Raw genomic sequence first — 20,217 nt, 5'->3', positions numbered from 1 at the left:
AAGAGGTAAGTATGGCATTTGAAAGTTTAACAGAACGTTTGCAAAGTGTTTTTAAAGGACTCCGTGGCAAGAAAAAAATCTCCGAAACAGATGTCCAAGAAGTCACGAAAGAGATTCGACTTGCTCTTTTAGAGGCGGATGTGGCTCTTCCTGTTGTAAAGGAATTTGTCCGTAACATTCGTACACGGGCTTTGGGGCAGGAAGTCATTGATACGCTGAATCCAGCTCAACAAGTTGTTAAGATTGTCAATGAAGAACTAACTGCGATTCTAGGTTCTGATACAGCTGAGCTAAATAAGTCTCCAAAGCTTCCAACCATTATCATGATGGTTGGTCTTCAAGGTGCGGGTAAGACAACTTTTGCTGGTAAGTTAGCCAATAAACTGAAGAACGAGGAAAAAGCTCGTCCGATGATGATTGCAGCGGATATTTACCGTCCAGCAGCCATCGATCAGCTGAAGACTTTAGGAAAGCAGATTGACGTGCCTGTTTTTGAGCTTGGCAATCAGGTGCCTGCAGTTGAGATTGTTCGCCAAGGTTTGGAGGAAGCGAAAAAGCATCACAATGACTATGTCTTGATTGATACAGCGGGTCGCCTACAAATCGACGAAGTCCTCATGAATGAGCTTCGTGATGTTAAAGCATTAGCACAGCCAAATGAGATTCTCTTAGTTGTCGATGCCATGATTGGTCAAGAAGCAGCTAATGTTGCCCGCGAATTTAATGCCCAGCTAGACATTACTGGGGTAGTCTTAACCAAAATTGATGGTGATACCCGTGGCGGTGCGGCTCTCTCTGTTCGCCAAATTACTGGTCAACCAATTAAGTTTACTGGTACAGGTGAGAAAATCACTGATATCGAAACTTTCCACCCAGACCGTATGGCAAGCCGTATTCTGGGAATGGGGGATTTGCTGACCCTAATTGAGAAGGCATCTGCTGAGTACGATGAGAAGAAATCATTGGAATTAGCAGAAAAAATGCGGGAAAATACCTTTGATTTCAACGACTTCATTGACCAGTTAGAGCAAGTTCAAAACATGGGACCTATGGAAGATCTGCTCAAGATGATTCCTGGTATGGCTGGAAATCCAGCCTTGTCTAAACTTAAGGTTGACGAGCGTGAAATTGCGCGAAAAAAAGCGATTGTCCAATCCATGACGCCTGCTGAGCGAGAAAACCCTGAACTTTTGACACCGAGTCGTCTCCGTCGTATTGCTGCTGGATCTGGTAACAGCTTTGTTGATGTCAATAAATTTATCAAGGACTTTAATCAAGCCAAGACCATGATGCAGGGGGTTATGAGCGGTGATATGTCTAAGCTAATGCGCGACATGGGGATTAATCCTAACAATATGCCTAAAAACGTACCAAACATGCCTGATATGTCAGCCTTTAATGGTATGCCGGGCATGCCTGATATGGGTAATATGGATATGAGCCAGATGTTTGGTGGTGGGCTTAAAGGCAAAATTGGAGCTTTTGCAGCAGAACAAAGCATGAAACGCATGGCCAATAAGATGAGAAAAGCTAAGAAAAAGCGGAAGTAGACTTATGGCGAAGGGGAGTGGGAAAGAACTCTATCAATCAAAAAAGAGTTCGTTTTCCCACCCTCGCACAGTTGATTAGGCCAGATTTGGAGTGTATAAAACACGAACAAATCTGCCAATCAGCAGTGGTTCATTGGCGCTAAAGCGCCTAATGACCTTTGCAGGAGTAAGACTAAGTTGGCATGGCCAACAAGTCTTACTCCCAACCACTACGCTGAGATGTTTACGCAAACGATGAGAGGTGAGATTGGACTTGAGCCCAGTCTCTTTATTTTTAAAAATTAACTTTTGGTGAAAGAAAATGGAGTTTATTGATGAGTGATCATATTTTTTTAGCGCTATTTACGGGGATTTTTTACGGACTATTACGATACTTTGCTTATTTGACCAAAGATCGTGAATCACATCAAGATAAAGGAACGCTCAATGAACTATTTGTGGGGCGCCTTGCTTTCTGGCTTGGAGGCCCCATTCTCCTCTTTTTTATCGTGGATATTGTACGCATCCAAACGGCCAGTAAACCCATGTATTGGTTAGTAGCCTTGTTTATTATGGGTAGTGTATTGATTATCTTAATTGGTGTTGAGGTAGTTTACCGAAAATTTAAGTAAGAACCTGACGATGCTTTGATTTGGAAAGGCGTTTTCGATTATTAAGATAGTTATAGTCAATTTCAGTAAAATCACAAGTTCTTATACGTAATCTTCAACGATTATATACTTTGGGGTGAGGGCGATGTCATCATGGCTATTGACCTCACTCTTTTTTACTATATAATGATAATGATAGAAAAAAAACAATCTTCAAAAAGTCTTGAATTTTCTGACAAAGTATGTTTTAATAGTCTGGTAACGATTTTGTTACAGATTAAATTTACAAGGAGATTCTTTTATGGAAAAGAAACAAAAATTTTCACTACGAAAATACAAAGTTGGTGCTGTCTCAGTTCTTTTGGGTGCAGTTTTTTTGTTATCTCATGCCCAAGTGGTCACTGCAGATGAACTAGCATCTAATACTGATGTTGTAGCAACGGTTGCTACGACGAGTTCTGATTCTGAGACTCCTTTGGAGGCATCGGTTGAAACGGCGCTTGAAACAGTTTCATCATCAGAAACAGCTAATCCTGTAGCAGCTCAAGATAGCGTTAGTCCCGAAACGCCTCTGTCATTAACAAAAGAAAGTCCTGACAACACTTCTGAGGAAACATTGTCAGAAACTGAAAGTGAACCAAAAGCAACTAAAACCGAGGAAGCTGCTCAACCGCAAAATATTGACAGTAATACCGTTATCAATGTCCCAAAGACTTGGGAGAACGGCTACAAAGGACAAGGAATGGTCGTTGCCATTATTGACTCAGGTCTTGATGTTGAGCATGATGTCTTGAAAATCTCTGATATGTCAAAAGCTAAATACAAGTCAGAAGATGAAATGAAAGCAGCTATGGAAAAGGCGGGCATCACCTACGGGAAGTGGTATAATGACAAAGTTATTTATGGTTATAACTATGTTGATGTCAATACTGAGCTAAAAGAAGCCGACAAAACTTCACACGGGATGCATGTCACAGGTATTGCAGCCGGTAACCCAAGCAAACCTGTCGGTGAAGAATATATTTATGGTGTAGCACCAGAGGCCCAAGTGATGTTTATGCGGGTCTTCTCAGATGTGCATAATCGTACAGGTGCAGCTCTCTACGTGCAAGCTATCAATGATGCAGTAAAACTTGGCGCTGACAGTATCAACCTCAGCTTAGGGAGCGCTACAGGCTCTTTGGCAAATACAGATGAGCAGTTGAATGCAGCTATTGAAATGGCAAGAAAAGCTGGTGTCTCAGTTGTTATTGCAGCTGGTAATGATGGAACGTTTGGTTCTGGCCATACATTGCCACTCGCAACCAATCCTGATTATGGCCTTGTAGGTAATCCATCAACTGCCCGAGACGCTATCTCTGTCGCTTCTTTTAACAATACGACAGTCATGGGAGAAGTAGTACAGATTGTTGGTTTAGAAAATGACGAAAAGTTGAATCACGGAAAAAGTTCCTTTACCAATCCAGATGTGAGCGACAAAAAGTTTGAAAATAATAAAGAGTATGAGCTGGTTTATGCAGAACTTGGAAAACCTGAAGACTTTGCAGGAAAAGACTTCACTGGCAAGTTGGCCTTAATTAAACGGGGTGAGATCACTTTTTCAGACAAGATTGCTAACGCTGCAGCAAACGGAGCTGTAGGAGTTGTTATTTTTAACCACACAGCTGGCGAAGCCAATATTAGTATGGGAGTTGATGATGATAACGGCCGTACGATTCCATCTATCTTTATTCCAGCAGAGTTTGGCGAAGCTTTAGCAGCAAATTCGAATTTAAAATTGATGTTTAAGGGAGAAGTCGAAAAAACGGCACATCCGAAAACAGGAGAATTTTCTGATTTTTCAAGCTGGGGCTTAACAGCGGACGGTGAGTTAAAACCAGACATCTCAGCTCCTGGTGGAGGAATCTTTGCCTCAATCAATGACAATGAATACAGCTCAATGAACGGTACAAGTATGGCTGCACCCCATGTTGCAGGCGCTGCTGCTTTAGTCAAGCAGTACCTAAAAGGAGCCTATCCAGAGAAAACAGCTGAAGAGTTGGAAGCACTTGTCAAAAACCTGATGATGAGTACAGCTAAACCTCATCTGAATGCTGAGACTAAAGCATATTCTTCACCTCGTCAACAAGGAGCAGGGCTCTTAGACGCAACAGCAGCCATCACAACAGGTCTCTATGTAACAGGGACAGACAACTACGGTAGTATTACACTTGGAAATGTTGGTGAAGTCTTTAGTTTTGATGTCGTTGTTCATAACATCACAAATGAGACTAAGACACTAAACTACAAGACACATGTCAATACGGACTCTGTTGAAAAAGGGCTTGTAACTCTCTCTCCTAAGGAACTTAGTCAAATCGATGGCAATGTCATCAGCATCGCTCCAAACAGTAGCACCACTGTCAAAATCACCGTTGACACAACAGCATATACAGAAGAATTGAGCAAAGAAATGCCAAACGGCTATTACTTAGAAGGGTTTGTCAGATTTGTAGATCCAGTAGATGGCGCTGATGTGATTAGTATTCCATACGTTGGCTTTAAAGGGAAGTTCCAAGATTTAGATGTTCTTGAAAAGCCAGTTTATGAACTTATCTCAGATGGAAAAGGTGGCGTTTATTTTGCACCTAAGGATGATAAAGTTGTTCCAGGTAGGGAAGACTTTACTGGTCTTGTCACCTTTGGTTCTGAGGTTATTTACTCCAATGCAGAAACACGTATCAATACAGGTCTCAAGTTGCTAGGCACTTTTGCCAATAAAGATGGGAAATTTGTCTTAGAAGTTGACGGGTCAGGAACTCCTTATCTAGCTATTTCACCAAACGGAGATGGAAACCAAGACTTCCTTGCTTTAAAAGGTGTCTTCCTCCGAAATTACAATAACTTGATGGCCAGTGTTTATCGCGCTGATGACGTAAACTTAGAAAACCCTCTTTGGTCAAGCGAGCCAGCAGGAGGTCGAAAAAACTACTTTAGTGGTGTTCCAGAGAATCCTAAATCAACGATTGTCGTTCCAACAGAATGGTCAGGGTATGACAATGATGGCCAGCCTCTGGAAGATGGATTTTATAAATATGTTTTGACCTACTACCCAGACGTTATCGGGGCAGACAAGCAGACCATGGTATTTGATGTTGTTGTCGATCGTCAATCCCCAGAAATCACAACTGCTAAGTATGATGATAAGACGTTTGTATTCACCCCTCGGAAACCTATCGTTTATGGTCCATCACCAATTGTACGTGATCAGGTTTTCTACTTGGCTAAAGATTCAGCAGGCAATGCCAGCGTCATCAAGAGAGACCCTGAAACAGGCCAAATTACGATTGGAGAAAACAAGGTCTACATTGCTCCAAATGCAGATGGTTCCTTTACCTTACCACTGGACTTAGCAAAATTATCTGATTTTTACTACACAGTTGAAGATTTTGCGGGAAATCTTGTATCCGCCAAAGTTGAAGATCTCGTTGCAGTTGGCAATGACTTGGGGCTTGTTGAGGTCAATGTCCTAGATCAGGAAACGAATCGTCCGACAGCTATCACCTATTCTTTCTCAGTTAAAGATGCAAATGGCAATCTTGTGACTGATTTGCCACGTAATGGTTCTGCCAAGAATGTACTGAAATTACCATTTGGAACTTACACCTTTGAAGTTTTCCTGTATGACACTGAGAACTCTGTCATGACCGATAAAAAAGCTGTAGTGGTCAATCTGACAGAAGACGCTAGTCTTCAACGTGCTAATTTCTTTGTCAAACTCTTGCCAAAAGAAGCGCTGACTGTTGTCTTTAATCAAACTGTCCCAGAGGGCACAACTGTCAACTTGACTACTGAAAACGGAGCGACAATTAGTCTTCCAGCCGCCAAATACAAAGAAGCAGCGTTTGGCAAAGACGTGCCAGTAGGTGAATACAATCTATCCGTAACGTTGCCAGAAGGTTTTGACATTCTAGAAGACTTGAGTCTCACCGTTCTAGAGGGGCAGCAAAATGTTAAGACCCTAACATTGATCAATAAACAAGCTCTTTTAGCGACAAGTTCAGAAGATATGACAGAAAATCCTGTCTACTATAATGCTGATCCTGAACTTCAAAAAACCTACCAAGAAGCATTGAAACTAGCTCAGCAAGTCGCAGCCAATAAGAACGATCAAGCAACTGTAGATCAGGCAACCCAAGCTCTACTTAAAGCTAAGGCTGCCCTTAACGGCCAAGCGACAGACAAGTCAGCACTTGAAAAGCTAGCCAAGGCTTCAGAAGAATTGGTCAACCAAGAAGATGTTCGTTACAAACATGCGACAAGTCAAGTAAAATCAAACTTTGACAAACAACTGGCACTCGCTAAACAATTACTGACTAAAGAGCATGTTAGTCAAACAGATATTGATGAAGCCTTAGCCTTGTTAGACCAAGCTAAAGCAGCTTTAAATGGTGTTGAACCGAAGAGTCCAAACCCAGTGGTGCCTAAACCACCTGTTGAAAATGATAAAGAAAGCGAGGATGTGGCGCCAGCGCCCCCAATTGTCGTCCAACCAAGTGTCCAGCTTGACTCAGCAGTTGTCTCTACTTTAAATCATTCAGCAACTAATGAGCCACAAAATACTGGAGCAATTCTTAACAATTCCCTAAATGCTAAACCTAAATCGTTAGCAGCGGTTACAGGCAAGCAACCTGATAATGTTGCAAACATCACAAGCAAAACACAAAGCTTGCCTCAAACAGGCGATCAGGATAGTCAATTGGATAAATCCATGGTATTAATCGGCTGGATCGTCTTGACAATATCTTACCTTGCTTATCGTTTTGAACGCAAAGACAAAAACATCTAGCAGCTAAAGATAAACAGTTTTTCGTTTGCTACAAAATAAACCCACATCTCATCAGGTTATAAATACTTGATGGGCTGTGGGTGTTTTATGTCAGTTACACGTTTGTTTTAATGAGTTCGGAAATAATTATCCCTATAATATCTTTCCGAAAAACTATAATTTTCTTGAAAAATAGATAAGTCTGTGATATACTACTTTTATAATGATAATAATGAGGAAATCCAATGAAACGTGAACTCTTACTAGAAAAGATTGATCAACTAAAAGAAAAAATGCCCTGGTTTGTCCTAGATTATTATCAGTCTAAGTTAGCTGTCCCATATTCGTTTACGACCTTATACGAATACCTCAAAGAATACGCTCGTTTTTTTGATTGGCTCATGGACTCTGGCATTGCTGATGTTGATCAAATGGCTGATATTGACCTATCTACTTTGGAACATTTGACCAAAAAGGATATGGAATCCTTTATCCTTTACCTGCGTGAACGTCCCTTGCTCAATGCTAATACCACCAAGCAAGGGGTGTCGCAGACGACCATTAATCGTACCTTATCAGCTCTGTCAAGCCTTTATAAATACCTGACAGAGGAGGTCGAAAATGAACAAGGTGAGCCTTATTTTTACCGAAATGTGATGAAAAAGGTATCTACCAAAAAGAAAAAGGAGACCTTGGCTGCGCGAGCTGAAAATATCAAGCAAAAACTCTTTTTAGGCGATGAAACACAGGAATTTTTAGACTTTATCGAAAATGAGTATCCAGAACAACTGTCTAATCGTGCTCTATCATCTTTTAATAAGAATAAGGAACGTGATTTAGCTATTATCGCCCTTCTGCTGGCATCGGGTGTTCGCTTATCTGAAGCAGTTAATCTTGACTTGAGAGACCTTAATCTTAAAATGATGCTAATTGAGGTGACACGAAAAGGTGGCAAACGCGATTCCGTTAATGTAGCAGGCTTTGCGAAGCCTTATTTGGAGACGTATTTAGCCATACGTAGTAAACGCTACAAGGCTGAAAAGACAGATCTAGCCCTCTTTTTGACGGAATATCGAGGGACACCAAATCGCATTGATGCCTCTTCTATTGAAAAAATGGTCGCTAAATACTCTGAAAACTTCAAAATCCGTGTCACACCGCACAAGCTGCGGCATACACTAGCAACTAGGCTATATGATGCGACCAAATCTCAGGTTCTGGTCAGCCATCAACTCGGCCACGCTAACACTCAGGTCACAGACCTTTATACCCATATCGTCAACGATGAACAAAAAAATGCCTTGGACAAATTATGACCCAAGGCATTTTTGCATAATAAAAGTTATGTAACTTTTTGTGATAGCTAATCGTTAAAACCTACGCTAGCTACAAAGCAGTCTGAACTGGTATAATTAGAACAGATATTTTGCGTAATTAAATTTATGTAAACACTAATCTGTAACACCAGCTAAACTTGCAGAACCTCCTTCAGGTGTGACAGAATCAACAGGTGGATTGATGGTTGCTGCTCCTGCCCATACGCCATTACTGATGCCAATATAAACATGGTAGGTCATTGGAACAATGGTTTCAAACTCACTTTGCTCAACGACTGTGCCTCGGGGCTGGCTAGAGTCAACCCAGTAGGTTTCATAGGTGATTTCTGCTCCGCGTGACTGGTACTCCTCAAAGAAGTATTTGGCCAATTCGCTTGCATTCTTCCCTCGAATATCCTTGAGATAAGGAGCCCCTTGAGAATAGATAACAAGGATATTCTTGTTTTCTTTCTCAGCTAGTTGTTTGCCCGCTTCAATACTTTGTGACAAGAGGATTCCATAACGGATATTAGGATCAAAACGATACTGAACAGTCACAGTCAAACCAGGTACTGTACCTGCTGCTTCTGGTGATAAGGTTGCAAAGTCAGGAACAGAGACGCCTTTTCCAACGGAGACAAAGACTTCCATCTGATCTTTTTTAGCGACCTTTTCACCAGTAGTCACTGATTGGGAGATGACATTTCCAGCAGCAATGCTTTCGCTAGCTTGCTCAGTATAGGTGACTTTTACTTCATTTCGCTTGGCCCAAGTTTCGACTTCAGACTTTGGCTTATTAGCAAAATCAGGCACTTCTATATTCTTTTCTAATTTTTCCTTACCACGCGAATAATAAAGATTTGCCTTATCCCCACGCTTATAGTCTTTTTCGGTCACACCTGGCGATGTGATATCCAGTCGAATAAAGCGGTTAGCAGCAACCGTCTCATTGAATTCTTTTTTGAGTGTTAGATTCTCTGCCTTGTTCTCTTTGATCCATTTTTCAGCATCAGAAGCTGAAAGGTTTGAAAAATTTGGTAATTTAAGAGTTTCCTCAGGATCTGCACCTTTAGAGACAACAAGCTTGACAGTGCTTCCTTTGCGAATTTGCTTATTAGCTTTTTTGTCCTGTGAAACAATTTGATTGATGTCTTGTTTAGTGCTGAAAGCTTGCTCCATCTGAAAGTCAATATTATTCTTAACGCCCCAGGCTCTAGCTTCTGAGATGGTCTGGCCGACAAAATCAGGAAGTTTGATATGTGTTACTTTGTAAATCAAAAATATCACAGCCAAGAGGGCTAGAATGCTTCCTGTAATCACATAACGTCGCTTCTTTTGCTGTCTGTCCTTGTAGGTCGGATCAACCTCGTACTCATCATCTGTTTCGTAACGACGTGCAGCACGCGTAGGCCGTGATTGACGATGAGTGCTGGTGTATGAAGTCTCCTTTTGGTACAAATCATGATCTTTCTCAGCCACATCAGGAAAACTTCCCTCAGCTAGAAGTTCTTCGTGGACGTTCTGTTCCATCTTGACAGGCGGAGAATCCTGCTTAGTAGGGTGAAGGGGCGCATGACCTGCTTTAGCGAGCCCTTCTTTTTTGGGTAAGGGTGGAGCTTCTGAGTGTGCCTTGTCTTTTTCTAGGAGATCATCGTAATTTTTCCCAGAAAATTTGGAGAGAAAGTCATTACTCATGGACAGCTAGATTTCCTTTATGAAGATAGAGGGTTTGATCGCTCTGCTCAGCAATTTCCTTAGCATGGGTCACGACGATGACACATTTCCCATGCTCGTGGGCCAGTTTTTTAAAGATGGCAACAATCTCAGCTTCCATATCCTCATCAAGGTTTCCTGTAGGTTCATCAGCCAAGATAATGTCAACATTGGTAGCGAGGGCTCGAGCAATGGCAACACGTTGCTGCTCACCACCCGAGAGCTGGTTGACCAAGCGGCCAGCCTTGGCTTTGTCAAGACCGATATAATCTAGCAAATTATAGGCAACATTTTTCTTGTCAGCTGGCAGTTCATTGTGGGTAATAGCCATAGGCACCAAGACATTTTCGACAGCGGTCATGTAGGGAACGAGGTTGTATTGCTGAAAAATAATACCAATCTTATCACGGCGAAATGGTTCGTACCCGAGTTCTTTGATGTTCTTCCCATTATAAAGAATCTGACCTTCTTTAGGCTCATCAAGGGCGCTGATTAAAGATAAGAAAGTGGTCTTACCAGAGCCAGATTGGCCTAAAATGGTGTAGAATACTCCTTTTTCGAACTGAACGGAGGTATTTTTCAAGATATTACGGCGTTGTTCACCATCTTGGTAGTAATAATTGACATTTTGAGTTTCTAAAATAGCCATAGAATAACCTCCTTTACATCATGATTTTCTTAGGATTGAGACGCAGAATATAAGTTAATGGAGCTATCGTTGCAAGAAGGGTTGTTCCTAAACCAACAGCGTACATGATCAACAGATAAATTGGTGTCAGACTGACCTTATAAGCAGAAATCACATCATCTGTTGTGTAATTATGACTTCCTAAAACAGCTAAATTATAAAACACGCCACCCATATCAGCGGGTTGCTTTTCGAGCTGATTTTGAATCAAGCTCCCTGAGAGGCTATTGGCCAAAAGATTTCCTGTAAAGACAGCTAGGGTAATGGCTACAAAGGCAATGAGAAGGACCTCGATTAGGATTTGACCGAAAACTTTAGACTTCTGCTCACCAAAGGAGAGATAGATACCAAGCTCGTGTTTGCGATCACGAAGAAAGAGCAAGACCACCAAGGTAATGATCAAAATAGCAGCTAAAATAGCAACGATGAGCACATAACCAGCTAGTTTAGACATGGACTGAACCGGTGCGGCAATTGTATCATACTGGTCTGACGAGGCTGTAATGGTGTGATACTCAGGCAGTAAAGCCATATTTTCTTCCTTAAATTTAGCCACATCTTCTGGTTTATTAAGAACATAGACTGGCGAATAATAAACGGGTGCGGCCCCAGACTCTTCTCCGTACACTTCTTGGTAGAATTGGCTGGAAGCTTCAGCAATTTTAGCAACCGTCTTGTTGGATGTATAGACCGTATTGTTCATGTCTTGCTCCATAAAGGCTCGGTTCATGTCGTCTCTGTGCTGCTGTCCTGTTGAGGAGTCTGAAGATTCTGTCCCATATTGTTGAGTTGGCACTTCAAAGATACCAATGATTTCAACCGTATAATCGCCAAGGTTGGTCACATTGGCTTCTGAAACATTGCCATCTGAACTACCTGAATAGTCAAGACCATAGTTTGTCAAGGTAATGCTATCACCGACTTTCAGATTATTGAGGTCAGCCACTCGTTTCGAAATGAGACCAACTGCTGCCCCTGAATTGACTTCTTCTTGGGTCAAAACACGGCCATCCACAAGATTGACCTTCTTTTCTTCGATATCCAGAATATTGGCATATTGGACGCCCTTGAATCTAAAAGCGTAATATTTTTGGTCAGGAGAAGTTCCAAGGCTACCGTTTTCTTCCTGCTCCTTCATGTAATCAGAAGTGTAACGCTCAAGATTTTCAGCGCCTACCGCTTCAGAAACGTTGTAGTCGTAGTACTTGACATAAGAGGATTGGCCAACTTGATCAATCAATTTCGGCGTCAGGTTGACGTCAAATCTGAAATTAGGATCTTCCGAATAAGCTTTCTGAAGGGCTTCGTTATCAGGCTCTATGGTCGCTGTCGCGCCCATGTCGTGTTTGATCTTCTCCTCGACACGCTTGCTGGCCTGCTGGATAGATATGGCACCAGCAATAACATTTGCAATGATAAAGATCAAGGCAAAGAGTAAGAGCGACTTGCCCTTGCGTCTCGTCACACTTAACCACGCACGGTTTAGAAAGTTCATATGGGTTCCTCCTTATTTAGTGAGATATAAAGCCTGTTTAAAAAAGCGTACTTTTTAGGTTGTATTGAATGAGTAGGCATTGAAATGAAGGATTTCGGAATAGGAAAACGCTTTCCTTAAGTATAACAGTTTTTTGTGCTTTTTTCAAGGTTTACTTGAGATAAGAACTGTTTCGTCCATTTCAGAAACGTTTGGAAATTTTTCATTCACTGGCTTAGACAAGACAATTACATCATTTTAGTTATGATAGAGTTCAACCATTTACGGTCGAATGGGCGATCCGTAACCAGCTCTACAGCGTCTTGAACACTCAACCAAGTCACTTGAGCCAGTTCACTTTTTTGAATCACGATGTTTGACTTGCTCTCTTCTGGAATGACAGCTGTGTAATAGTGCATGATACTTTTAATGTCTGCTCTGACATCGTAGCCATGGTAGTGAAAATCTAAGTTAATGAGCCCTAGCTCTTCTGCTACTTCTCTAGCGATACCCTGATCAGGATTCTCACCAGCTAGAATAGAGCCACCTGTAAAGATGTCCCAAACCCCAGGATTGGTTTCTTTTTGCAAAGAGCGTTGTTGAACGAGAATATTTCCCGCTTCGTCTCTCAGCAAAGCATTAACACAGGCATGAAAATGCCCTTCTTTGAGAAGGTGAACATCCTTGCGGGCGATGGTCTGCCCAGTGAGCTGATTTTTTTGATCATAAATATCCCAGATTTCCATTAAGTTCTCCATTCTTGATAGATAGTCCCTGCTAGGGCTTTTAGGATAGCAATCTTGCGGTCTTCAATCATCAGATCTGGTAAGTGGTCTGGTGCAAACCAGACCAGTTCAGCATTCTTTTTTTCCTCCATGATTTGCGGTTTACCATTGAAGTCTGACACCTTAAAATAGAGGTAAATGTAAGGAAAGTCATCTTCTTGCCCTGTTCGGTGTACCGTATGAATCAGCTCTAACGCTTCTGCCTGGATTTCAATACCAAGTTCTTCCTGACATTCACGGATCAGGGCTTCTGTGGCTGTTTCATTGGGGTCAATGTGGCCAGTTCCTGCCAAATCCCAGAAACCATCCATATAACCTGTATTTTGCCGTCTGTGCAAAAGAATGTTACCGTTTTGGTCTTGGATAATCGGAAAAACAGCTGCATAGAGTTTGAAGTGATTTTTAGACATCAGTTACTCCTTTTTGAAATGGTAACGGTCGTGCCGACCTCGATTTGACTGGTAATCTCAATGGACCAACTCAGCTCATCCAAGATACGCTTAGCCATGTAGAGACCCAAGCCAGTTGACTTGTGATGCTGGTGACCGTTAAAGCCTGTAAAGCCTTCTTCAAAGAGACGAGGTAGGTCTTCAGCCAGAATCCCTAATCCTTGGTCGCTAATAGCAAGACTGCCTTCTGTTATTTCAATCTTAATTTGACCACCTGGGTGGCTGTACTTGATGGCATTGTCTAAGAGCTGACTGACAGCAAAATGCAACCACTTGCGGTCAGACTTGACTTGCCAATCCCCCAGCAAATGAACTGAGAGGTCCTTGCTGAGACACTGGCTGCGGTAGGACTTGACCAAATCAGTCATGAGCGCTCTCATAGAGAACTCTTCAAATCGATAATCATCAGTCTTATCTTGGAGTTTGAGGTAATTGAGCAAGATAGCTAGATAATGTTCCATAGACTGGATTTGGTTGGTCACTTGTCTGCTGTCTAGCTTGCCCGTTTGCGCCATCAAATCTAGACTGGCTAGTGGTACTTTGATCTGGTGAGACCACATCTTGACTAGATTTTTGAGATGATCAGTCTCCTGATAGATGACTTCTTGCTCCTTATACAGAGTATCTAATGTTTGGTTGTGTTTATCCCAAAAGGCCTGCTCTAAAGGACGACTGAACTGTGGTTGCCCACTCCCATTGTCCAAGTCTTGAATGTCTCTTAGGGTTTTCCAGAAGCAAAAGAAGGCATAGAGTATGACCAGAAGAAAAATAGTTCCTGAAAAGAGCAGGCTATTGAGAAAGATCGTCATAGGTAGGCGATAGAGCCAAAAAGTGACCAGAAATGTCGCTGCAAGAGCTAGGTATAAGCTAAACCAGAGCTGGTACTGGCGAAAAAATTTGAATATCATTGAACGAGAAAGCCTACCCCTCTAATGGTATGAATACGGTCAAAATCCAACTGGCGGAGCTTTTTGCGCAGTCGGGTCATATTGACATTGAGCGTATTTTGGTCGATAAAGTCATCGTTTTCCCAGAGCTTATCCAGCAGCTGTTCCTTAGTCACCAATTGCCCCTGTTGCTGCAAAAGGATATGAAGGATTTTATTTTCTGTTGGAGATAGCTGGACTTTCTCTATCCCAAGGCTAAACTCCCCTTCAGGTGATAAGTGATAATCCCCATAAACAAGGTCTGTGGGCACATAATCCTGACTACGGCGCAGTAAGGCCGCTATTTTGGCTTCTAAAATTGAGAGGGAGAAAGGCTTGGCGATAAAGTCATCGGCACCCATGTTAAGCGCCATGACAGCGTTCATCTCGTCATTGGCACTGGAAATGAAAATCAGCGGTAGACTTGAAGACTTGCGCAACTCTGTCGTCCAGTAAAAACCGTTAAAATAAGGCAGGGTAATATCCATGAGAACCACATCTGGTGCTACTTCTGTGATTTCCTGCTGGACAGCACGGAAATTCTGCACGCTGACGACCTGATAACGATCCTTAAAATAGATCCTCAAGGAATCCACAATCGACACATCATCTTCCACCACAAAAATCGTTTTCATCTTCTTCATAGGTCTATTGTATCAGAAAATCACTGGCCTGCCTTGATTTTCCCTCACCTTTCAATAATCTTATAGTAAACCCGACTGGTAATGCGATAGACAATAAAGTAAAACAGGATAAAGCCGATAGTTAGACTAGCGCTAGCCATCAGAATGGTATTTGATGCATCCATCCCCATTTCGCGCAACACGCGAATCATCAGCAGTATGGCAAAACTAACATGCAAGACAGCAACCGTGAGCGGTGCAAAGAAAATCAGTAACACTTGTCCATTGATCGTGCGCTTAACCCTCTTTTGGCTCATACCGATTTCTTGCAAGACCTTATAGGACTTCTTATCCTCGTAGCCTTCAGAGATTTGCTTGTAATACATGATGAGGCAGGCCCCCATCAGAAAGGTCGCCCCGATAATGGCTCCAATAAAAAGGAAAGGAGCTGTAGCCTCCACATTATCCTTGCGATAGGAAGCCTTCGTCTCTCCCCAGAAGAAGAGCCGCTTAGCATCATTTTTATCACGTATCGCAATGAGACGCTCCGCTTGTGCGTCATCAAGAGTAGCGGTCACAGTGTATTGCAGATGACCATTATAGGGCTGATCATCAGTGTAGAGCTGCTCCGTCCACTCTTTGCCTTGAATCGCCTCAACCATTTTTAGCAAAAAAGCTTCTGATGGCACAACCACTATCGCTTCTGTTCTAGAGGGAGAGTTGTAAAAAGATTTAAAGGGCACGATATCGGTCAAGGGGCGAACCTTATACGTTTGACCGTCTGCCAGCGTGATTTCCTGAGCAAGTAAGTTATCGTCGTAGCTTGAATGGTAGTAACCAACTTCCCCTTCTGCTAAATCCAGTGACGCGTTGCCCAGGGCGACATAATCTTTCATGGGCAGAAAGAGAACCTCGGTAATTCCGTCACCAATCTGGTATGACTTTGTGAGATTGATTTTTTTCGTATTAGAGATATTTTCAAATTTTGACCAATAGAGTAAGGCCTTTCTATCTACCTCTGATGCTCCAATGTCTCGAAATAGCTCATCTACCACAATTTCTGCACTGGCACGGTCTTTTACCGACAGATAAGATAGGTAAGCATTGTAAGATGGAAAATGCTCCTCAACCATCTGATTAGTAGCTAGATAAAGTGATGTCGTCCCACAAAGTGTTGTCAGCACCATACAGGATAAGATGGTAATATTAGCTAGACCAAAAGCATTTTGTTTCATGCGATAAAGCATGTTGGAGATAGGAATGATGTGAGTGGCACGGTAAAAATAGGACTTGGAATTTTTTTGGCGTTTTAGCACCCAAATCGTGAAACGCATAAAGAGCAGGTAAGTGCCCAAAATGACCCCTAACACCGCTAAAAAGGTGTAGAAAAGATAGTTTTGTGTGATATTTTTGACATCGTAAGCAGCAAATGCGTAGGCTGATACAATCATCAGAAGTCCTAAAAATCCTAAAAAAGCATTGCCCTTAGGCTCTCGTGCAATTTTTTGATGCCTTCGCAAGAGAGAAAGCGAGGACTGTCTCAGAATTTGATACCAAGTCACGATCAGCACCATCACCAAGATAAGAAGAAACAGCGAAACTGCTCCTAGATAGCCTTTGGCAATCAAGGTCATTTGAAAATCTGAGGTTTCTAAAAGATGAATCAAAACCAAATATAGAAACTTAGCCAATACTGTTGCTAAAAGGCTTCCTACCAGCATCACTAAGGAGAAAATCATTACCAACTCTAAACTAGCAATGGTCGCAATCCGTTTACGGTTCATACCAAGAACGCTGTAAAGACCAAATTCTTTGGTCCGTTGCTTCATGAGGAAATGATAACTGTAAAGCACGATAATCAATGCAAAGATAGCGATGACCCAGAAGGCAAATTTAAGGAACACAGGCGTTATTCGACGTACTTGCACCTCTGGTGCCATCCAGATGAGGTTGATGGTGTTAAGCAAGATGAAAAGGGTCATGCTAGACAGGATAAAGGGCAAGTAGGCTTGATTGGCTTTTCTAAGATTGCCCCAAGCGAGTTTGAGGTAAAACATCCTACTCACCACCTCCAATCAGGCTACTCATGGTCAAGGAGATGGTTTTGTAAAATTCTGGACTCGTCTGGTCCCCACGGTACAGCTGGTGGAAAATCCGTCCATCTTTGATAAAAAGGACACGACCAGCGTGACTAGCCGCCATAGGCGAATGGGTCACCATAAGAATAGTCTGCCCCTGACGGTTAATGTCTTCAAAGATACGCATCAAATCCTCCGAGTTACGGTAATCAAGTGCCGCTGTCGGCTCATCTGCTAAGACCAATTGCGGATTGGTAATGAGAGCGCGTGCGATAGCCACCCGTTGCTGCTGACCACCTGAGAGCTCGTAAGGACGCTGATGCAAAAGAGATGAAATGCCCAGTTGATCCGCTAGATCAGGCAGGCGAGCTTCCATCTCCTTGACAGGCAGGTCATTAAGCACCAGAGGTAAGAAAATATTGTCCTTGACATTGAGTGTGTCCAACAGATTAAAGTCCTGAAAGACAAAGCCCAGATTGTTCAGGCGAAAATCCGCCATATCAGCTTCCTTGATGTGAGTCAAATCTTGACCGTTGAGAATAACAGCACCTTTAGTCGGACTATCAAGAGTTGCCAAGATATTGAGCAGGGTTGTCTTACCAGATCCAGATTCTCCCATAATAGCGATAAACTCGCCTTTTTCAACTTGAAAATGCACATCTTGCAAGGCACGAACCTCGGTCTTAGAATGTCGTGTCTTGAATGTCCGTTGCAAATGTTTAGCGTATAAAAACATAGCCTTACTCCTTTTCTTTATTATATCAAATGTGTGTTCAATGGTAATGTGCGACTAGCCATCTTTAGCCGCAAAAATGAACGAATAGCTCAACCAAGGTTACAAAGGCGATCAGAATAGCTGAGTTAGATCCTAGCAAGAAGAAACCTAGCCACCAGAGCCAAAATGCAGAATTCATAAACTCTAAGTCTCCTGTCTTTTGTGTTCCAATTATTTTTCAAGAGCAATATTCTAGCCAAAACTCCCTATCTTTAGCAGTCCTTTTGCTCGAAAATGTAATATACAAGAGCTCAGCGCATGCGTCAAAATGAGAGCAATGACAAAGGCCAGCTGTCCCTTGGTCCAAATCGGCCAATCTTTTGTATTTAGCCATGCAAAGCTAATCTCTACAAAAATCGGATGTAGGAAAAAATAATACACGCTGTAGGCCTTTAATTTTTGCCAGGCTTTTTCTCTAAACAAAGACGAGCGGATAGCCCAGTTAAACAGCAACAAGGTCACGGGTATCAAGCTCAAAAAGAAATTTTTATCAATGCCTTGATTTTGAAAGATTAACCACCCTTCACCGATAAATGCCAAAAGAGACAAGGACAGTTTTGTTTTTAGCCTTTTGACTAAAATAGGGTGACGATAATGATGATAAGTCCAAGCCCCCAGATAGAGAAAGATGGGTGCAAAGAACAGAGCATTTCGTGCTGTGTAAAAGATTTTCTGATAATTTTGATAAAGCACCCCCAGTCCACTATCGTCCAAATACGCAAAGTAGGTTTCCAACAATCCAAAACTATACAAGCTTAGACAAATGAGAAAGACAATCTTGCTGTTTAGGTATTTTTCCAAAAAAGAAAGCAAGCAAACACCCTCCAACACTGCCGCCAGATACCACAGGTGGTAGCAAGTCCCAGTGTAGAGTAGGGCGACTAACAGCCCTGCTGGAAAGAAAGAAATAGAAAGCTGGGTCTGAGCAAAATAGCTCAAAGCATAAGGCAGGTAAAAGACCGACCAGAAAAGATAGGTTTTTCCGAATTTAGCAGCCCACTGCTTCAGACTTCTCCCCTCTTTTTGAGCCTTTGCCAGAAAAAAGCCTGTTGATAGCATGAAAAATGGTACCGCCAGACGGCTAAAGAGGCTCTTTTGGATAAAGTGCAGACTATCATTTTCAAAAATCCGTTGACAATGCAGGGCAATGACCAAGATAGCCAGCATAAACTGACATAGACTGAGCAAATTTGTATTGACTTGGGCATTCTCAGAATAGTTGGTCATCACGCATCGCCCTCCAAGCCTTTGATATCTCTAGTATAATCGAAATTACTTCTATTTCCGCTTACACCTCAAGACTGATTTCTTACAAAATTGTAAGTGAAATCACTTGAAAACTGCGCTTTTGTGATATACTCAATTTAGGAGCTTGAAGAGTTTTGACAAATAGTAGAAAATCTTCTTTAAGACCGTGTTTTGCTATGGAATAAAGCTCCGAAAACAAATGAGCCTGAGAGCTTTTCCGTGGTTAATAGAAGGAGATTGAAATGGTTGCACGTAAAGTTGGTAAATTTGCAGGTGGTGCGCTCAAAATTTTAAATTCAACACTGTCAGTCATTCCTGATACAGTGGCCATCGCAGGAAAAATCACAGATAAGGCCGCTCCCATCGTTGATAAAGCCTTGGATCGACGTCATGAGGCTAAATCTAGCTTGATACAGCTTCCAAACGTCATTGACATGCCCGTAGATTCAGCCAAAACTTATTTAGAAAGTATCGGCCTAACTGTCCATGTCTTACCAGCCAAACCTCATAAGAGATTTGCCAAAGCTTCTATTGATGAAGTCGTCGCCATGAGTCCGCGTTCAGGGAAGTTCAAACCAGGCCATCTGATTAAGATTTACCACCTAACCACTGAAACTTTGGAAGCCAGCCAAAATCTCGTTGATGCCATCGCACTGCCAACAGACCTTAAAGGTACAGAGATTGATGAAGCAGAACGCATCTTAACCCAACAAGGCTTTACTGTCATTCGTAGGATCATTGCACCAAGAGCTGAGCTGGGAAATAAACAAGCCAATCAGGTTATCGAAACCTATCCCAAGCAAAACTTCCTCAATAAATCCGCCAAACCAGGCACAATCGTTCGGCTAGACTATCTGGACGGTCACAACATGGCTTGTAGCCGAAAACTGCTAGCGGAACGTCAAGCCAAACAAAACGGCTCTATACTATCTGTAGTGGGTAACTCCACTTTGGATAGTATAGGGCTTTTTGAGTACACAAAAAGTCCCATAAGACTTATAATGAAAAGCGCTAACCAACTCATTAGAAAGCATCTTATGGAACACATCAATCATACCACACAACTCATCGGAATGAAAGATAAAAATATCAAACTAAACGAAATCATGAAATATGATACCCATATCCTTATCAGAGCTACACTAGATTATATACCTCCTCTATGCAAGCATTGTAGCGGAAACATGATCAAATA

General features: G+C 42.1%; 14 protein-coding genes and 1 pseudogene. 5 read left to right on the top strand and 10 right to left on the bottom strand.

What is annotated here, in order from left to right; translation table 11 throughout:
* The first annotated feature begins 11 nt into the window (after positions 1-11).
* From ffh to xerS, 4 genes are all read left to right on the top strand, one after another.
* Positions 12-1,550 (top strand): signal recognition particle protein, encoded by a 1,539-nt coding sequence (gene ffh, locus A3I5_RS0100075; protein WP_018372567.1) that lies wholly within the window; start codon positions 12-14, stop codon positions 1,548-1,550.
* A gap of 314 nt (positions 1,551-1,864) precedes the next feature.
* Positions 1,865-2,161, top strand: a complete 297-nt coding sequence (locus A3I5_RS0100070; protein WP_018372566.1) for a hypothetical protein — start codon at positions 1,865-1,867, stop codon at positions 2,159-2,161.
* A 280-nt stretch (positions 2,162-2,441) separates the two neighbouring features.
* Positions 2,442-6,968 carry a S8 family serine peptidase gene (locus A3I5_RS0100065; protein WP_018372565.1) on the top strand — a complete coding sequence of 1,509 codons (4,527 nt, stop codon included), beginning with the start codon at positions 2,442-2,444 and terminating at the stop codon, positions 6,966-6,968.
* A gap of 224 nt (positions 6,969-7,192) precedes the next feature.
* Positions 7,193-8,263 (top strand): tyrosine recombinase XerS, encoded by a 1,071-nt coding sequence (gene xerS / locus A3I5_RS0100060; protein ID WP_018372564.1) that lies wholly within the window; start codon positions 7,193-7,195, stop codon positions 8,261-8,263.
* 135 nt (positions 8,264-8,398) lie between these two features.
* Here the strand turns inward: xerS and A3I5_RS0100055 are convergent, their stop codons facing one another.
* The 10 genes from A3I5_RS0100055 to A3I5_RS0100010 all read right to left on the bottom strand — a co-directional run bounded on the left by A3I5_RS0100055 (position 8,399) and on the right by A3I5_RS0100010 (position 19,001).
* Entirely contained in the window at positions 8,399-9,958 is a 1,560-nt protein-coding gene (locus A3I5_RS0100055) for a PASTA domain-containing protein (protein ID WP_018372563.1), read from the bottom strand.
* Entirely contained in the window at positions 9,951-10,625 is a 675-nt protein-coding gene (locus A3I5_RS0100050; protein WP_018372562.1) for an ABC transporter ATP-binding protein, read from the bottom strand. Before A3I5_RS0100050 ends, A3I5_RS0100055 begins: the two co-directional genes overlap by 8 nt.
* Positions 10,626-10,638: 13 nt before the next feature.
* Positions 10,639-12,159 carry an ABC transporter permease gene (locus A3I5_RS0100045; protein WP_018372561.1) on the bottom strand — a complete coding sequence of 507 codons (1,521 nt, stop codon included), beginning with the start codon at positions 12,157-12,159 and terminating at the stop codon, positions 10,639-10,641.
* 227 nt (positions 12,160-12,386) lie between these two features.
* Positions 12,387-12,884, bottom strand: a complete 498-nt coding sequence (locus A3I5_RS12010; protein ID WP_018372560.1) for an NUDIX domain-containing protein — start codon at positions 12,882-12,884, stop codon at positions 12,387-12,389.
* Positions 12,884-13,333 carry an NUDIX domain-containing protein gene (locus A3I5_RS0100035; protein WP_018372559.1) on the bottom strand — a complete coding sequence of 150 codons (450 nt, stop codon included), beginning with the start codon at positions 13,331-13,333 and terminating at the stop codon, positions 12,884-12,886. Before A3I5_RS0100035 ends, A3I5_RS12010 begins: the two co-directional genes overlap by 1 nt.
* The gene (locus A3I5_RS0100030; protein ID WP_018372558.1) at positions 13,333-14,280 is read right to left on the bottom strand and encodes a sensor histidine kinase; all 948 of its coding nucleotides are present in this window, start codon (positions 14,278-14,280) and stop codon (positions 13,333-13,335) included. Before A3I5_RS0100030 ends, A3I5_RS0100035 begins: the two co-directional genes overlap by 1 nt.
* Positions 14,277-14,942: a response regulator transcription factor gene (locus A3I5_RS0100025; protein WP_026216833.1), complete on the bottom strand. Its 666-nt coding sequence runs from the start codon at positions 14,940-14,942 to the stop codon at positions 14,277-14,279. Before A3I5_RS0100025 ends, A3I5_RS0100030 begins: the two co-directional genes overlap by 4 nt.
* A 44-nt stretch (positions 14,943-14,986) precedes the next feature.
* The gene (locus A3I5_RS0100020) at positions 14,987-16,978 is read right to left on the bottom strand and encodes an FtsX-like permease family protein (RefSeq protein WP_018372556.1); all 1,992 of its coding nucleotides are present in this window, start codon (positions 16,976-16,978) and stop codon (positions 14,987-14,989) included.
* 1 nt (position 16,979) lies between these two features.
* The gene (locus A3I5_RS0100015) at positions 16,980-17,735 is read right to left on the bottom strand and encodes an ABC transporter ATP-binding protein (protein ID WP_018372555.1); all 756 of its coding nucleotides are present in this window, start codon (positions 17,733-17,735) and stop codon (positions 16,980-16,982) included.
* A gap of 231 nt (positions 17,736-17,966) precedes the next feature.
* Entirely contained in the window at positions 17,967-19,001 is a 1,035-nt protein-coding gene (locus tag A3I5_RS0100010) for an acyltransferase family protein (protein WP_018372554.1), read from the bottom strand.
* Between the two features lie 1,058 nt (positions 19,002-20,059).
* On the opposite strand from A3I5_RS0100010, the pseudogene A3I5_RS12835 reads away from it, so the two are divergent.
* A pseudogene (locus tag A3I5_RS12835) lies at positions 20,060-20,217 on the top strand (ISL3 family transposase); the annotation flags it as partial.

The sequence above is a fragment of the Streptococcus merionis DSM 19192 genome (genome assembly GCF_000380085.1).
Classification (GTDB): domain Bacteria; phylum Bacillota; class Bacilli; order Lactobacillales; family Streptococcaceae; genus Streptococcus; species Streptococcus merionis.
The sequence above is the reverse complement of the archived record's forward strand: the minus strand, read 5'-3'. Positions and strand labels throughout refer to the sequence as shown.

Excerpts from the sequence above, each read along its gene's own strand:
- A3I5_RS0100030 (WP_018372558.1), bottom strand. The coding sequence starts at position 14,280 with ATGATATTCAAATTTTTTCGCCAGTACCAGCTCTGGTTTAGCTTATAC.
- A3I5_RS0100065 (WP_018372565.1), top strand. The coding sequence starts at position 2,442 with ATGGAAAAGAAACAAAAATTTTCACTACGAAAATACAAAGTTGGTGCT.
- A3I5_RS0100050 (WP_018372562.1), bottom strand. The coding sequence starts at position 10,625 with ATGGCTATTTTAGAAACTCAAAATGTCAATTATTACTACCAAGATGGT.
- A3I5_RS0100015 (WP_018372555.1), bottom strand. The coding sequence starts at position 17,735 with ATGTTTTTATACGCTAAACATTTGCAACGGACATTCAAGACACGACAT.
- A3I5_RS0100055 (WP_018372563.1), bottom strand. The coding sequence starts at position 9,958 with ATGAGTAATGACTTTCTCTCCAAATTTTCTGGGAAAAATTACGATGAT.
- A3I5_RS0100025 (WP_026216833.1), bottom strand. The coding sequence starts at position 14,942 with ATGAAGAAGATGAAAACGATTTTTGTGGTGGAAGATGATGTGTCGATT.
- xerS (WP_018372564.1), top strand. The coding sequence starts at position 7,193 with ATGAAACGTGAACTCTTACTAGAAAAGATTGATCAACTAAAAGAAAAA.
- A3I5_RS0100045 (WP_018372561.1), bottom strand. The coding sequence starts at position 12,159 with ATGAACTTTCTAAACCGTGCGTGGTTAAGTGTGACGAGACGCAAGGGC.
- A3I5_RS0100035 (WP_018372559.1), bottom strand. The coding sequence starts at position 13,333 with ATGTCTAAAAATCACTTCAAACTCTATGCAGCTGTTTTTCCGATTATC.
- A3I5_RS0100010 (WP_018372554.1), bottom strand. The coding sequence starts at position 19,001 with ATGACCAACTATTCTGAGAATGCCCAAGTCAATACAAATTTGCTCAGT.
- A3I5_RS12010 (WP_018372560.1), bottom strand. The coding sequence starts at position 12,884 with ATGGAAATCTGGGATATTTATGATCAAAAAAATCAGCTCACTGGGCAG.
- A3I5_RS0100020 (WP_018372556.1), bottom strand. The coding sequence starts at position 16,978 with ATGTTTTACCTCAAACTCGCTTGGGGCAATCTTAGAAAAGCCAATCAA.
- A3I5_RS0100070 (WP_018372566.1), top strand. The coding sequence starts at position 1,865 with ATGAGTGATCATATTTTTTTAGCGCTATTTACGGGGATTTTTTACGGA.
- ffh (WP_018372567.1), top strand. The coding sequence starts at position 12 with ATGGCATTTGAAAGTTTAACAGAACGTTTGCAAAGTGTTTTTAAAGGA.